Here is a 14,535-nt window from a genome sequence, read left to right on the forward strand (position 1 = left end):
TCCCGGCCCGCCCGGCCGCCCGTGGATCCGCGTCAGCCGCCCGCCCCGGGCTGTGCCGGGGCCTCGCCGTGCTCGCCGATCAGCTCCCAGAAGTGGTCGGTCAGCCGGCGCAGGTAGGCGGACCGCTCCGCCGCTGTCTCCTTCAGTCTGGAGTCGTCGTTGCGGGCGACCAGGTGGCCCAGGTACCGCTCGGAGAAGGCGGCGAGCTCCGTGTGCATCGTGTGCAGCGCGTCGCCGACGCTGGTGGCGTCCACGGACACGATCTCCGCCACCGGGTCGACGTGGGCCTTCCACCGCCCGGCGACCGCCGACCGCAGGTGCTCCTCCAGCTCCCGCCCGCGGCCCGTGATGGTGGTCAGCGCGCGCAGGGACAGGCCCAGGGCCTCCACCAGGACCCTCGTCTGCCAGGAGTCCCCGTGCCAGTGCCCCGACCCCTCGGCGGCGCGGTACTCCGACGGGTCCATGCCCAGCCGGTACGCCAGCCGCTCCACCGTGATCCGGCGGGCCAGCCGGAACTCGGGGAGCGTCCTCGGCGCGGTCCCCATCAGGGTGGCCGCGTCGCACCACAGCACGTCGGCGAGGGCGAAGAGGTGCTGGTCGGAGGGGACGTGGGAGCCCTGCTCCCACGCCGCCACCATGGCGGGGTGGACGGGGCTGCCACAGGCCGCCATGGCCTCGGCCACCTGAACCGTGCTCAGTCCCATGCGGGCGCGCGCGGATCGGGCTTCGGTGGGGGAAAAGGGAGTGCTGTACACGTACACGCCACCTCGCGACAACCCTCGAACGGCCCGCGCCCGAGGAGAAACGGAATGCTGAACGAACACCAAGCGCGGGCACAGTAACAGATGTTCGGAAGGTTGAGTCCGACTCCGATCCTTGAATTAGAAGGCTATGGTGGGCAGTTTCTGGAGTGATCAATGGTTGCTTGGTGTGTCCTCTCGTGGAAGCGGAATCTTGTCGTCGGACTGCTTGGGGGACAGGGAGGCAGCGAGCGCCGCGGCCGCCAGGGCGAGCGCCGGGACCAGGAACAGGGCCATGCGCAAGCTGCTGTGGGACGCCAGGAACCCGATCAGCGGCGGACCGGCGAGGAAGGCGAAGTAGCCGGTGGTCGACACCGTCGCCACCGCGGTCCCCGGTGCGGCGGAGGGGATCCGGCTCGCCCCGCTGACCACCAGCGGGAAGGACGCGGAGATCCCGAGGCCGACCGCGCAGAACGCCACCGCCGAGGCCACCGGGTGTCCCGACACCAGGGCCACCACCGCCCCGGCCGCGGTCAGCAGCGCCCCGCAGCGCACGACGCGTACGGGACCGAAACGCCCGGCCGTCCGGTCGCCGCCGAGCCGTCCGGCCGTCATGGCCAGCGCGAAGGCCGCGTATCCGGCACCCGCCAGACCCGGGCCGGCGCCCAGCGCGTCGGCCAGGTACACACTGCTCCAGTCGGTCACCACCCCCTCCACGAGCAGTACGCACAGACCGAGCGCGCTGAGCGGCAGCAGCCGGCCGGCACCCCGGCGCCGGACGCCCGATGCCGGCCGGCCGGACGCCGCCCGGCGCCCGGGCGGGGCGGGCGGCGCCGCCCGGTGCAGGGCCGCCACCGCCGCCCCGGCGGCGGCCGTCCCGACGGCCGCCGACACCGTGAACTGCGTACGCGCGGCCACCCCCGCGCCGGCGGCGGCGGTCCCGAGCAGCGCACCCGCCAGCGCGCCGGCACTGAACAGGCCGTGGAAGGAGGAGAGCCTCGCCCGGCCGCTGCGCCGCTCGAGGTCCACGGCGTGGGCGTTCATGGCGACGTCCAGCGCCCCGACCGACGCGCCCAGGACGGCCAGCCCCAGCATCAGGCCGGTCATGGAGCCGGCCAGCCCGGGCAGCGCGATGGCCGGGGCGTAGACGAGGGCGGCGCACCGGGCCACGGGCCGGCTGCCGAAGCGGTTGACCAGCAGACCGGCCGCGGGCATGGCCGGTACGGAACCCAGCGCCACCCCGAGCAGGGCCGTGCCGAGCTGCCCGTCCGAGAGTCCCAGCTGCTCCTTCACCTGGGGGATGCGCGGGGCCCAGCTCGCCAGCACGATCCCGTTCAGGAAGAAGACCGCGTAGAGCGCGCCCCCGCCCCCGGCGGCGGTACCCCGGCCCCCGGCGCCGCTCACCGCGGGGAGGGCAGGACCGGGAGGCGGAGGCCCGTGCCCTCCGGGACCAGATCGTGCACCGAGGTGGCGGGATGGGAGGGCGCGCAGGTGAAGGCCTCCGCGTACCGGACGCCGGCCTCCCGTCCGCGGTGTGCCGCCTGCTGCCGCGTCAGGTCCACGAAGTCGGCGCCCTTGCGCTCCTTGCGGGAGCTGTTCTGGCTGCGGTGCTCGGCCAGCATCGCCTCCTTCACCGTCATGGTGTCCGTGATGTCCACCCACAGGTCCGGGGTGCCCCCGTTCGTTCCGAGCAGGGTGTCCATGTGGAAGAGCGGGGGGACCGTGTCCGTGGCCGGGCTCCCGGTGGAGAGGGCGGGCTCCCGGGCGAGCAGCCGTGCCGCGCCGACCAGCCGGCTCACGGCCCGGTGGTCGGGGTGGTAGTCGTCGGGGTGGTGGGCGAACACGAGACCGGGCCGGACCCGGCGCAGCACCTCCACCATCTGGCGGCGGGTGTCCGCCGTGTCGAAGAGGAAACCGTCCGGCTGCCCGAGCCAGAGCAGTTCCGCGTCGAGCACGCCGGCGGCCCGCCGCGCCTCCTCCTCGCGGACCGCGGCCGTCCGGTCGGGCGGCAGGGTGCGGGAGCCGAGTTCACCGTTGGTCGCGATGGCGACGGTGACCCGTGCCCCCTGCCGGGCGTAGTGGGCGAGCGTCCCCGCACAGAAGAGCTCGACGTCGTCGGGATGGGCCCCGACGGCCAGGATGCGCACTGCTGTCCCTCCTTACCGGTAGCGCTGGGCGGCGTCCGCGAGGACCCGCGCGAAGCCGAGGACGCTGCTGTCGGTGAGGAAGCGCCGCAGCACGCGCTGATGGCCGTTCCTGCCGAGTTCCCGCGCGTAGTCCCGGTCCGAGAGCAGCCGGTTGACGGCCTCCCCGAGCCCGCGCAGGTCGCGCGGGTCCGCGAGCAGCAGCCCCGTCGTGCCGTGCTCGACCTGTTCCCGGATCCCCCCGACGGCGGCGGCCACCACCGGCCGTCCCTTCCAGGCCGCCTCGGACACGGTCAGGCCGAAGCCCTCGGCCAGGCTCTTCTGGATCACCACGGCCGAGTGGCGCTGGACGGCGTTGACGGTCAGTGCGTGCTCGGACCGGTTGTCCGTCGGCACCTGGACGAGGTGGACGCGCCGCCTCCGCGGGCCGAGGTCCTCCCAGGCCCGGCGGCACTCGGCGAAGACCTGCTCGGCCTGCCGGTCGCCCCGGGTATCCGGGCCGACCAGCATCAGGTGCGCGCCGAAGGCCGGATCGACGTACTCGGCGAAGCCCCTGATCACCCCCGGGATGTCCTTGACCCGGTCCCAGCGGCTCACCTGGGTCACCAGCGGCGCGTCCGCCGGGGCCGGTCCGCCGGCGCGCACCACGCGCGCGGGGTGGCGTACCAGGAGGTCGGTCAGGGGGTGCCGCCCCCGCGGGGCGCCGCCGGCCTCCTCGATCAGCCCCGCGCCGGCCAGCAGGCGGGACGGATCCACGTCCGGGTGCAGCGGGATGTTCTTGGGGGAGAGCGGGTCGATGGACGGCTGGACGACACGGAGGTCCACCGCCGGCGGTCCGGCGGGCAGGACTCCGGGATAAGAGGTGATGTGGCAATGCGCGGAGGAAATGTAGCGGTACAGGAATTCCCATCCGGGGGCCGCGAGGTCCTCCCGCAGTGCCGTGCCGACATGGGCGCGCCACAGCACGGTGCAGCCCGCTTCGCGGAGATGGGGGACGAGTCCCGCCGTCTGGTGGTCGTGGAGGACGACGATGGAACGCCGGTCCATGGCGGGGACGAGCCGCGCCGCGGTTTCCGCGCATATCCGTTCGTACAGCCGGCGGCCCCGCTCGAGGTCCGCGCCCTCGGCTCCCGGAGCCACTCCGCACAGCCGGTAGTACAGGGACTTGGTGAAAGCGCGGAATTCGGGCGGCCCGCCGAGAGTGGCCCAGCGGGTGGAAATGCCCTCGCCCGCGAGACAGGGGAGATTGGCCCGCAGGAGTTCGGCCACCCCGCCCCGTACCGGGTTGTCACTGATGTGCCATACGGCGCGCCCGTCGAGCAGCTCACGCACTCCGCGCAGGGTGTCCCGTACGGTTTCCGTCCGTTCGGCGCCGACGAACGGCTCGATCCAGTCCAGTGGCGTGCCGGGCAGCTCCACCTCGGGTACGGCCGGTACCGGAGCGGGCGCGGCCACCGGCCGGGGGCCCGGTAATCGCCTTCCCCGGGCCGACTGGGCCCTCCCCGGCGGGCGGGAACCGAGGGGGACCGAGAGTTTGTGCAACAACCTGTTTCCATGGCGCAGACGTGTCACGATATTCGCCTTCCCGGGAGTGTCGGGCATGGAAGGTGAGGGGAAACCCGCTCGACTCATGGTCGAATTCCGGTCCCCGCGGCCCGGTGTGGCCGCAGGGCGGTCCCCGCACCCATGACGGTCGGGGGCGACCGGGGAAGTGAGGAAGTGTCGGCATATGAAGGAATCCGCGTCGCCCCGCCCCGATCCTGGCATGAGGTCCACAGCCGCGACATGTGTTCCCGCACACGTAGCGAACGCGCGGAGAAGCCCCGCAGTCGCCGTTCGGGTCCGTGCCGGGGCTCCCATCAGGGCATTTCCGCGGAGTGCGATGAGCGGTCCGCCGCCAGGAACGCGGATCCGTTGACGGAGCGCTTACGCGAACGCAGCGTGGAGGTCATGCGCCCTTTTCCTCCGGGACTTCTTCCGATGGGTGGCTCCGTACGGCCGGACGGTTCGCGCCGCATCGCGAATGGTCCCTTGCCGGTGTGCCGCCGGGGCTTACGATCTCGACGGACGGTCTCCTCCCGCGACCGCCGTTCCCCCCCTGCACCCGTGGAGGTCAACCGTGTTCCGGACGGCCGAAGGTCACCGCAGTCACCGCGACGGCGCCCACCGCCACCCCTCCCGCCGGCGTCCGCGCGCCCTGGCCGCCGCGGCCGCCGCGGCGGGCGTGTTCCTGGCCGTGGGCTGCTCCTCCGGTGACAGCGGCCCCGGGGAGGCGGCAGGGGGCGTACAGGTCGTCGAGAAGGGCAAGCTGACCACCTGCACCCATCTGCCCTACCCGCCGTTCCAGTTCGAGCAGAACGGCAAGGTCGTCGGCTTCGACGTGGCCCTGATCGACCTCGTCGCGAAGAAGCTCGGAGTCGAACAGAAAATCCTCGACACCCCGTTCGAAAACTTCAAGACGGGCGCCTTCCTCAACTCGGGCCAGTGCGACCTCGCCGCCGCCGGCATGACCATCACCGACGAGCGCAAGAAGAACGTCGACTTCTCCGTCCCCTACTTCGACGCCACCCAGGCACTGCTCTCCACGAAGAAGAGCGGCATCACCTCCCTCGCCGACGTCAAGGCCAAGGCGAAGAAACTGGGCGCGCAGGCCGAGACCACCGGCGAGAGCTACGCCAAGGCGCAGGGCTTCGACCCCGTCGCCTTCGAGAGTTCCGACGCGGTGCTCAACGGACTGCGCACGGGACAGGTCGACGCCGTCGTCATCGACTACCCGGTCGTCCAGGGCTGGCTCAAGGACCCGGCGAACGCCTCGGCGTTCGTCCTCGGCCAGAACATCGAGACCGGCGAGAAGTACGGCTTCTCGGTGAAGAAGGGCAACAGCGCCCTGCTCGCCGCGATCGACAAGGTGATCACCGACGCCAAGGCCGACGGCACCTACAAGAAGACCTACGAGCAGTGGATCGGCCCGCTGCCCCAGGCCGCGTCGTGACCTCACGGCTCACCCGGCGGCAGCGGCGCCGCGTCTGGCAGGGCGTCCAGTACGCGGTCTTCGCGGCCGCGCTGGTCCTGGTCGGCGTACTCGCCGACTGGGACCGGCTGCGGAACCAGTTCGCCCAGACGGACCTGGCGCTCAGGCTCTTCCCGAAGATCATCACCATCGCCCTGCGGAACACGGTGGTGTACACCCTCTCCGGGTTCCTCTTCGGCCTGGTGCTCGGCCTGGTCATCGCCATGATGAGGCTGTCCTCGGTGGCCCCGTACCGCTGGGTCGCGAGCGTCTACATCGAACTGTTCCGGGGCCTGCCCGCGCTGCTGATCTTCATCTTCGTCGGCGTGGCGGTACCGCTGGCCTTCCCCGGCACCGCCATCCCCGGCGGGACGTACGGGAAGGTCGCGCTCGGCCTCGGCCTCGTCGCCGCCGCCTACATGGCGGAGACGATCCGCGCCGGCATCCAGGCCGTGCCCAAGGGGCAGATGGAAGCGGCCCGCTCCCTGGGCTTCTCGCACGGCCGCGCCATGGTGTCCGTGGTCATCCCCCAGGCGTTCCGCATCGTCATCCCCCCGCTCACCAACGAACTGGTCCTCCTCTTCAAGGACTCCTCGCTGGTGCTCTTCCTGGGCGTGACGCTGGAGGAGCGGGAACTGACGAAATTCGGCCGCGACCTCGCGAGCGAGACCGCGAACTCCACTCCCATCCTCGTCGCGGGCCTGTGCTACCTCCTCGTGACCGTGCCGCTCGGCTTCGTGGTCCGCCGGCTCGAGGCCCGCGCCGACAAGGCCACGTGAGGAAGCGATGCCACAGACGACGGGAACGGGGAACACGATGGGCAGCGACCGCCCGGAGATCGAGATCAGGGGACTGCACAAGTCCTTCGGCGACAACCACGTCCTGCGGGGCATCGACCTCGACATCGCCCGGGGCGAGGTGGTGTGCGTCATCGGCCCCTCCGGCTCGGGCAAATCGACGCTGCTGCGCTGCGTGAACCTGCTGGAGGAGCCCAGCCGGGGCCAGGTCTTCGTCGGCGGTACGGAACTCACCGACCCTGACGTCGACATCGACGCCGCGCGCCGCCGCATCGGCATGGTCTTCCAGCAGTTCAACCTCTTCCCGCACATCAGCGTCACCGCCAACCTCACCCTCCCGCAGCGCAGGGTCCTCGGCACGGACAAGGAGAAGGCCGCCGCCGTCGCCCGGGAGAACCTGGAGCGGGTCGGTCTCGCGGGCAAGGCGGACGCCTACCCGGCCCAGCTGTCCGGAGGCCAGCAGCAGCGGGTGGCGATCGCCCGAGCCCTGTCGATGGGACCCGAGGTGATGCTCTTCGACGAGCCGACCTCGGCGCTCGACCCGGAACTCGTCGGCGAGGTGCTGTCGGTGATGCGGGTCCTGGCGGGGGAGGGGATGACGATGATGGTCGTCACCCACGAGATGAGCTTCGCCCGGGAGGTCGCGGACCGGGTCGTGTTCATGGACGACGGCGTGATCGTCGAGCAGGGACCGGCGGAACAGGTCGTCACCCGCCCCCGCCAGGAACGCACCCGCAACTTCCTCAACCGCATCCTCGACCCGGCGGCGGTCGAGGCGCCGGCCGACGACGGCACGCCGCCGGAGGCCTGATCACCCCTCACCTGTCGCCACGGCGCACCAGGTAGACCCCGGCGGCCGAGACCAGGGCCGCCATGCAGGCGATGAACACCAGGCCCGCGCCCTCCAGCCCGATCGGCTCCACCAGTACGCCCACACCGATGACCGGCACCGAGATGCCCGTGTACGCCACCACGAAGAGCGTCGAGATCACCGCGGCGCGCCGGTCGGCCGGCGACGCCCGCGCCACCACGGACAGCGCCCCGCGGAAGGCCAGCCCCTGACCGGCGCCGCCGACCAGCGCGCTCAGCACCACCAGCACCAGGAGGTCCCAGTACAGCGCCCCCGCGAGCAGCGCCAGCCCGCCGAGGAGCCCCGCGCAGCCCAGGGGCAGGGAACGCCGGGCGCCGACCCGGCCCACCACCAGCTGCCCCGCGGTGGACGCGAGGAAGGCCAGCGCGACGACCAGCCCGCTCACCGCGTGGTTGTGCACCCCCAGGGACCGCGCGAGGAACGCGGGGCTGACGGAGGTGAACACGCCGAACAGCGCGAACCCCACGAACGAGGCGGTCGCCGCCGGCCCGAACACCGGCCGCACCGGCGCCGGCAGCCCCGGCCGCCGCGGCCGTACGCCGGCCGCCCGCCCCCGCTGCCGTACGGTCTCCCCGAGCCCCAGCAGGACGGCGACCGAGGCCGCCACCAGGGCGAGGTGCACGGTGAACGGCAGGTGGAGCGGCGCGGGAGCGTACTGGGCGAGCAGCCCGGCCAGCAGCGGACCGCAGCCCAGCCCGCCCATGTTGGCGGCCGTCGCCACGAACGTGGCCCGGCCGCCGCCGCCCGGCGGCGCGGACTCGATCACGTACGCCGTGGCGGCCCCGGTGAACAGGCCGGCGGACAGCCCGGACAGCAGCCGCCCCGCGTACAGCCAGCCCAGCCCGGTGGCGCACAGGAAGCACCCCGCGCTCGCCGCCGCGAAGCCCAGCCCCGCCAGCAGCACCGGCCGCCTGCCCACGGTGTCGGAGGCGTTGCCGGCCAGCAGCAGCACCCCGATGACCCCGAAGGCGTACACCGCGTACACGACGGTCACGGTCAGCTCGGAGAAGCCGAACTTCTCCTGGTACAGGCCGTAGAGCGGGGTCGGCAGCGTGGTGCCCGCCATGCACACGGCGAACACCGCCCCGCCGAGCACGCACTGCCGCCACCCCCGGCGCATCCGGTCCATGCCGCCGACGGTAACCCCGGCTCCACCAGCGGTCCGGCCCCGGCGCCCCGAATCGCCGGGGCGTCGCCCGCCCGGCACACACCCCGCCGGAACAGCGGAAGCCCTGATACCGCTCAAAACGGAATCTTGCTTCCGAAAGGGCCGACGCGCCAGCGGACGTGGCGGAACGTCACTTTACCGTCCGGATCGACGCGCTCACAGCCCGTTGCGGTTGACTGGGGCAACATGCGGTTTCAGTAACCGAGACGAACTCCACGGTAATCGTCCGGTGGCTCGCGTGTTCGTATAGCTTCAGCTCGTCGCCGCCGCACCTGGGGACACGGGGTCCGCGCGGGGAATCGCGGCGACAGGGATGCGACCACTCCCATGACAACAGCCACTCGAACCAGTGCCTTCCGGGTCGACGCGTACACACCGCACTGCCAGGTCATCGCCGACGAAGGCGACCACGCCGTCATCGGCATCTCCCCCGGCAACTCCTACTTCTCCGCCCAGCGCGTGCACGCACTCGCCGAGTGGGCGCTCGACAACTTCGCGCAGGCCGACCTCATCTACACGGACCTGCACGTGGCCGAGATGTACGAGGCCATGGGCTATCCCCCCGACGAGGCCCGCCGGAAGACCGTCAAGAACCTGCGCGGCGTACGCGCCAAGGTGACCAACGCGGTCGCCGACATCGACCCGTCCGGCACCCGGCTGCGCGGCAGACCGATGTCCTCGCTCCAGGGCATCCCCGCCTACGACCGCATGCACGCCGACCTGCTGGACCGGCTGCACACCGACCCGGCGTTCGCCCAGACCTGCAACGAACTCGTCGACATCTTCCTGTCGTCGAAGGTCCTCGGGGGCCAGCAGGCCACCGCACACCAGCGGGCCGTCTGCCTGGACTACGTGTGCGCCGAAGCGCCGCTCTTCCTGGACACCCCCGCGATCCTCGGCGTCCCCTCGTCGCTGAACTGCTACCACCAGGCGCTGCCGATGGCGGACCTGCTCTACTCGCGCGGCGCCGGACTGCGGGCCTCCCGCAACCAGGGCCACGCCGTCGTCACCCCCGCCACCGAAGGAGACCAGCTGTGACCACCCACGCGGAGCCGATCCTCGAATTCCCCTTCACGTGGGACGGAACGCACCTGCCCGCCCAGGTCGACGAACTGCCCCCCGTGGCGAAGGTCCGCACCATCGCCGGAGCGGAGGCCTGGCTGGTCTCCTCCTACGAGCTCGTCAAGCAGGTCCTCGAGGACGACCGGTTCAGCCTCAAGAACACCTCCGACCCGGGCGTGCCCCGTCAGTACGCGCTGACGATCCCCCCGGAGGTCGTCAACAACATGGGCAACATCACCGGCGCCGGCCTGCGCAAGGCCGTCATGAAGGCCATCAACCCGAAATCCCCCGGACTCCAGGCGTGGATGGACGAGCACGCCGCCGGACTGGTCGAGCGGATGCTCCAGCACGGCGCCCCCGTCGACGTCCGCAGCATGTTCACCGACCCCTTCTCCGAGGCGATGCACTGCCAGATCCTCGGCATCCCGCACGACGCCGCCCCGCGCCTGGCGGAGTCCCTGCCCATCGCGTTCATGAACAGCGCCCGGGAGATCCCGGCCGCGCGCCTGAACTGGGACCGCGACATCGCGTACATGAAGGAGCGCCTCGACGACACCGAGCACGGCCTCATCGGCGACCTCGCCCGGCTGCGCGGCACCGAGGGGTACGAGCACGTCACCGACGAGATGTTCGCGACGGTCGGCGTCACCCTCTTCGGCGCCGGCGTCATCTCCACCGCCGGCTTCCTCGCCATGGCGCTGGTCACCCTGCTCACCCACCCGGAGGAGTCCGACCACCTCGCCGACCACCCGGAGCTGATGCCCCAGGCCGTGGACGAGCTGCTGCGGATCAACCTGTCCATCGGCGACGGCCTGCCGCGCCTGGTCATGGAGGACACGACCCTGGGCGACGTCCGGCTCAAGGCGGGCGAGCTGGTGCTGGTCCTGCCCGAGGGCGCCAACTTCGACCCGGCCGTCTTCCCGGACCCGCACCGCCTCGACTTCAACCGCCCCAACTCCTCCGCGCACTTCTCCTTCGGCGGCGGCTCGCACTACTGCCCGGCCACCGCCCTCGGCAAGAAGCACGCCGAGACCGCGCTGCTCGCCCTCCTCAAGGCCATGCCCCGCATCCGGCTGGCCGTCCCGGTCGAGCAGCTCGTGTGGCGCACGGGCTTCATGAAGCGCCTGCCCGAGCGCCTGCCCGTGATGTGGTGACCGGCACGGTCTGACCACCACCGTACGGAGGCCGTCCGTGCGGCTCCGCCGGCGGGCGGAGCCGCACGGACGGCCGACGCGTGCCCGCCTTCCCCGGCCGCCTGCCCGGCCGCCTCAGCGCAGGCAGCGGCCGAAGTCCACGACGTACGTTCCGGCACCGCTCGCGCCCGCCCCGGCCGGGTCGGCCGCACCGGCCCGCGCCCAACCGCCGAACTGGCGCAGCGAGGCGTCCAGGATGATCGCGCGGTGACCCGGGCTGTTCATCCACCACTTGACGGCGGCGTTCGGGGTGCCCGAGCCGCCCCAGCCGTTGTAGGTGATCTCGGAGACTCCCCAGGACCGGGGGTGGGGGCAGTAGCCGGCGCCCATGACGCGGCTCTGCGGCGTGGAGCCGGTCCGCGGGTTGGTGTGCGAATCCTTCCAGGGCCCCCACCACTTCAGCTGGACGGCCGCGGCGGAGTGCTGCCGGGCCGCGTCCGTCAGGGCCTGGTCGCCCGTCAGGGCGGGCAGACCGCGCTGGGTGCGCTGGGCGTTGATGAGGCACAGGACCGCGTCCCGCTCCTGGAGCCCGCCGCCCGGCGGCCGGGCGGCCGCCGCGGTGTCGCAGCTCACGGCGGTCGCGGACGGCGCGGCCAGCGGCACGAGCGCGGCGGACAGCACCGAGGCCACGGCCAGCGGGAGCGCGGTACGAGTACGCCTCCGGGTACGGCTGCGTGACGTGCGGATCCTCATGGGCTTCCACCTCCCGCTGACGCGAACAGGTCCGGGGGAGCCTCAGCTGTGGCTGCTCCCTCCAGCCTGGCACCGGGGGCCCCTGATCACCATCGGGCCCGCGCGGCGCGGCGCTTCCCCGCATCCGCACCCCCACCTCCTCCACCTCCCCGACCACCCTCCCGGCACCCCGCGGCTATGCCTGGAGCGACCCTCCGCCGGGGCGCGAGCCGCAGTCGAGCACGGCATCGGTTCGAGCTGACACGGTTACGACCAGGACGCGGGGCCGGACCATCCCGCTCGAGCACCCCGGTGCCCGGCCGCCGCGCCCCAGGCCCGCGCGGCGGAGCGGCAGGACCGGGAGGCCCGGAACGCAGGCGTGAGTCCCGACCAGTCGAAGGCCTGCCGACCGGAAGGCTGAGGAGAAGGAGTTCCACCAGTGAAGATCGTTCTGATATCCGGCAGCACCCGAGGCGATTCGGCGAACACCGCCGTACTGGCCACCGTGCGCCACATCCTCGGGAACCTGCCCGGCGAGCACGAGAGCGTGCTGCTCCCCGTCGGCGAGCTGCCCCACTACGAGGCCGAACTGGAGCGCACCGACGGCTCGGCCGCCGTCCGCGCCGCCAAGGAGCTGGTCACCGGCGCCGACGCGCTGTTCATCAGCACCCCCTCCTACAACGGCGAGATGCCCGGCGCGCTGAAGAACGCCCTGGACTGGCTGTCCCGGGCGCAGGGCGACCGCCCGAGCCCGCTGACCGGCAAGCCGGCCGCCGTGACCAGCGCCTCTCCCGGAGCGCGCGGCGGTCTCGACGCGCAGAGCGGACTGATCGGCGTGCTCACCCGCTGCGGCGCGCGCGTCGTCGCGCACGAGCCGGTCGCCGTCGCCCGCGCCGGCACGCTCGCCTCCGAGGACGGCCGCTACACCGACGCCGGGCTCGTCACCCGGCTGGAGAGCCTGACCCGGGCCCTGATCGCCGAACTCGCCGTGGCCGGCGACCGCGAGGAGGTGCTGGTCTGATGGCGGCCTCGAAGCCCGGCCTGTTCCGGATCATGAAGGAGGACCTGGAGGTCGTCGTCGCCCGCGACCCCTCCATGCGCAACCGCCGCGAGGCCCTCCTGCACGCCGCCCTCCCCGCGCTCTGGGCCCACCGGATCGCCCACCGGCTGCACCTGCGCGGACACCGCATGATCGCGCGGCTCATCGCGTGGAAGGCCCGCCGCAGCACCTCGGTGGAGATCCACCCCGGAGCGGTGCTCGGCCGCCGGGTGTTCATCGACCACGGTGCCGCCGTCGTGATCGGCGAAACCGCCGTCGTCGGGGACGACGTGACCATCTACCACCAGGTGACCCTGGGAGCGGTCGGCTGGTGGAGCGACAACAACCGGCCCGAAGGGGACCGCAGGCACCCGGTCGTCGGCGCCCACGTCGTACTCGGCACCAACGCGACCGTCCTCGGGCCGGTCACCATCGGCGCGCACGCCGTCATCGGAGCCCAGGCCCTCGTGAACAAGGACGTGCCCGCGGGCGCCCGGGTCCTCGCCGCCACCGCGGTGATCAAGCCCGTCGGCCAGCGGCCCCAGCCCATGGAGGACCTGTACGCGATGACGGCCTCGGCGGGCTCCTGGTAGCCGCGCACCGCACCGCCCTCAGCCCGGCACCGCCGCCGTCCCGCGGCGCCCTGCCGGACACCCCCCCCACACGAACGCCGCACCGGGCCCGGCGGACCGCATCCGTCCGCCCGGCGCGCAGCCGTACGACCTGACTTGTGAGGAAGCACACGTGGAAAGCCGTGAGACGCGCCGCATCGCAGACAGCATCGCGGACCTGGTCGGCTCGACCCCGCTGATCCGACTGCACTTCGACGACTCCGCCCCGGGCGCCGAGGTACTGGCCAAACTCGAGTCCGCCAACCCGATGTCCACCAGCAAGGACCGGGCCGCCCTCGCCATGCTGCGCGCCGCCGAGGAGCGCGGCGAGCTGACGCCCGGCAGCGGCACCGTCATCGAGGCGACCTCCGGGAACACCGGCATCTCCCTCGCCGCCCTCTCCGCGTCCCGCGGCTACCGCTGCGTCATCGTGCTGCCCGACAGTGCCACCGCCGAGCGGATCGCCCTGCTCAAGGCCCTGGGCGCGGAGGTCGTGCTGACGCCCCGCGACGCCGGCTACCCCGGAGCCATCGCCAGGGCGGAGGAACTGCACGCGGCCACCCCCGGGTCCTGGTTCGCCTGCCAGCACGAGAACAGCGACAACGTGCGCGCCCACTACGAGACCACCGGCCCCGAGATCTGGGCCGACACGGCGGGCCGGATCGACGTACTGGTCTGCGGCGTCGGCACCGGGGGCACCCTCAGCGGCGTCGCGAAGTACCTCAAGGAGCAGAACCCGTCGATCCGCGTCGTCGCGGTCGAGCCGGAGAACTCGCCGGTGCTGTCCCAGGGCACGGGCGGCCTGCACCGGATCCCGGGCCTCAACGGCGGCTTCGTGGCCCCCACCACCGACGTCTCCCTGATCGACAGCGTCGTCACCGTCACCGACGAGGAGGCCATGACCGGCGCCCGCTCGCTCGCCCGCCGGCAGGGCATCTTCGTCGGCGTCTCCTCCGGCGCCGTCGCCCACGCCTGCGCCCGGCTGGCCGCGCACCCGGACTACATCGGCGCCTCGATCGTCACGATCCTGCCCGACACCGGCGAGCGCTACCTCAGCCTCTGGAACGAGGCCGCCCCCGCCGCCCGGCCCGTCCAGCAGCAGGCCCCCGCACCGGCCCCCGCCCCCGCCCCCGCCCCGGCCCCGGCGCCCGCACCGGTCCCGGACCCGGCTCCGGCCCTGACCGCCAAGTCCTGACCGTCCGCGCCCGGGCGCCCCACCCGCCCCCCA

At 72.8% G+C, this 14,535-nt stretch carries 14 protein-coding genes; 8 read left to right on the top strand and 6 right to left on the bottom strand.

Annotation, left to right across the window (positions count from 1 at the left end):
- Positions 1–32: 32 nt before the first annotated feature.
- The 4 genes from ACZ514_RS04355 to ACZ514_RS04370 all read right to left on the bottom strand — a co-directional run bounded on the left by ACZ514_RS04355 (position 33) and on the right by ACZ514_RS04370 (position 4,339).
- Positions 33–704 carry a transcriptional regulator gene (locus ACZ514_RS04355; protein WP_468162304.1) on the bottom strand — a complete coding sequence of 224 codons (672 nt, stop codon included), beginning with the start codon at positions 702–704 and terminating at the stop codon, positions 33–35.
- A 210-nt stretch (positions 705–914) separates the two neighbouring features.
- A complete protein-coding gene (locus tag ACZ514_RS04360; RefSeq protein ID WP_469124071.1) occupies positions 915–2,144 on the bottom strand; it encodes an MFS transporter in 1,230 nt (409 codons plus the stop codon).
- Positions 2,141–2,887, bottom strand: a complete 747-nt coding sequence (locus tag ACZ514_RS04365; RefSeq protein ID WP_468694538.1) for a PIG-L deacetylase family protein — start codon at positions 2,885–2,887, stop codon at positions 2,141–2,143. Before ACZ514_RS04365 ends, ACZ514_RS04360 begins: the two co-directional genes overlap by 4 nt.
- Before the next feature lie 12 nt (positions 2,888–2,899).
- Entirely contained in the window at positions 2,900–4,339 is a 1,440-nt protein-coding gene (locus ACZ514_RS04370) for a glycosyltransferase (RefSeq protein WP_469124072.1), read from the bottom strand.
- Between the two features lie 664 nt (positions 4,340–5,003).
- On the opposite strand from ACZ514_RS04370, the gene ACZ514_RS04375 reads away from it, so the two are divergent.
- The 3 genes from ACZ514_RS04375 to ACZ514_RS04385 are packed head-to-tail and all read left to right on the top strand — an operon-like array spanning position 5,004 to position 7,502.
- On the top strand, positions 5,004–5,876 hold the full coding sequence (locus ACZ514_RS04375) for an ABC transporter substrate-binding protein (protein ID WP_469124073.1): 873 nt from the start codon (positions 5,004–5,006) through the stop codon (positions 5,874–5,876).
- Positions 5,873–6,673: an amino acid ABC transporter permease gene (locus ACZ514_RS04380; protein ID WP_468162296.1), complete on the top strand. Its 801-nt coding sequence runs from the start codon at positions 5,873–5,875 to the stop codon at positions 6,671–6,673. Before ACZ514_RS04375 ends, ACZ514_RS04380 begins: the two co-directional genes overlap by 4 nt.
- A 37-nt stretch (positions 6,674–6,710) precedes the next feature.
- Entirely contained in the window at positions 6,711–7,502 is a 792-nt protein-coding gene (locus ACZ514_RS04385; RefSeq protein ID WP_468163298.1) for an amino acid ABC transporter ATP-binding protein, read from the top strand.
- A gap of 7 nt (positions 7,503–7,509) precedes the next feature.
- Here ACZ514_RS04385 and ACZ514_RS04390 read toward each other — a convergent pair whose 3' ends face one another.
- Positions 7,510–8,691, bottom strand: a complete 1,182-nt coding sequence (locus ACZ514_RS04390) for an MFS transporter (protein ID WP_469124074.1) — start codon at positions 8,689–8,691, stop codon at positions 7,510–7,512.
- A 366-nt stretch (positions 8,692–9,057) separates the two neighbouring features.
- Between ACZ514_RS04390 and ACZ514_RS04395 the strand changes: the two genes are divergently transcribed.
- Together ACZ514_RS04395 and ACZ514_RS04400 are read left to right on the top strand one after the other, a co-directional pair.
- A complete protein-coding gene (locus tag ACZ514_RS04395; RefSeq protein ID WP_468162292.1) occupies positions 9,058–9,768 on the top strand; it encodes a cyclodityrosine synthase in 711 nt (236 codons plus the stop codon).
- Positions 9,765–10,946, top strand: a complete 1,182-nt coding sequence (locus ACZ514_RS04400; protein WP_469124075.1) for a cytochrome P450 — start codon at positions 9,765–9,767, stop codon at positions 10,944–10,946. The genes ACZ514_RS04395 and ACZ514_RS04400 overlap by 4 nt, the downstream gene beginning before the upstream one ends.
- A 114-nt stretch (positions 10,947–11,060) precedes the next feature.
- Here ACZ514_RS04400 and ACZ514_RS04405 read toward each other — a convergent pair whose 3' ends face one another.
- Positions 11,061–11,678: a CAP domain-containing protein gene (locus ACZ514_RS04405; RefSeq protein ID WP_469124076.1), complete on the bottom strand. Its 618-nt coding sequence runs from the start codon at positions 11,676–11,678 to the stop codon at positions 11,061–11,063.
- Positions 11,679–12,096: 418 nt separating this feature from the next.
- On the opposite strand from ACZ514_RS04405, the gene ACZ514_RS04410 reads away from it, so the two are divergent.
- The 3 genes from ACZ514_RS04410 to ACZ514_RS04420 all read left to right on the top strand — a co-directional run bounded on the left by ACZ514_RS04410 (position 12,097) and on the right by ACZ514_RS04420 (position 14,502).
- Complete coding sequence (locus ACZ514_RS04410) at positions 12,097–12,678, top strand: NADPH-dependent FMN reductase (RefSeq protein ID WP_469124077.1); 582 nt, start codon at positions 12,097–12,099, stop codon at positions 12,676–12,678.
- Complete coding sequence (gene epsC, locus ACZ514_RS04415; RefSeq protein WP_468162284.1) at positions 12,678–13,289, top strand: serine O-acetyltransferase EpsC; 612 nt, start codon at positions 12,678–12,680, stop codon at positions 13,287–13,289. Before ACZ514_RS04410 ends, epsC begins: the two co-directional genes overlap by 1 nt.
- 151 nt (positions 13,290–13,440) lie before the next feature.
- On the top strand, positions 13,441–14,502 hold the full coding sequence (locus tag ACZ514_RS04420; RefSeq protein ID WP_469124078.1) for a PLP-dependent cysteine synthase family protein: 1,062 nt from the start codon (positions 13,441–13,443) through the stop codon (positions 14,500–14,502).
- Positions 14,503–14,535: the final 33 nt, after the last annotated feature.

The sequence above is a fragment of the Streptomyces sp. NPDC034086 genome (assembly GCF_055575515.1).

Bases quoted from the DNA above. Each gene is read 5' to 3' on its own strand.
- ACZ514_RS04355 (WP_468162304.1), bottom strand. From the start codon at position 704: ATGGGACTGAGCACGGTTCAGGTGGCCGAGGCCATGGCGGCCTGTGGC.
- ACZ514_RS04385 (WP_468163298.1), top strand. From the start codon at position 6,711: ATGGGCAGCGACCGCCCGGAGATCGAGATCAGGGGACTGCACAAGTCC.
- ACZ514_RS04390 (WP_469124074.1), bottom strand. From the start codon at position 8,691: ATGGACCGGATGCGCCGGGGGTGGCGGCAGTGCGTGCTCGGCGGGGCG.
- ACZ514_RS04395 (WP_468162292.1), top strand. From the start codon at position 9,058: ATGACAACAGCCACTCGAACCAGTGCCTTCCGGGTCGACGCGTACACA.
- ACZ514_RS04405 (WP_469124076.1), bottom strand. From the start codon at position 11,678: ATGAGGATCCGCACGTCACGCAGCCGTACCCGGAGGCGTACTCGTACC.
- epsC (WP_468162284.1), top strand. From the start codon at position 12,678: ATGGCGGCCTCGAAGCCCGGCCTGTTCCGGATCATGAAGGAGGACCTG.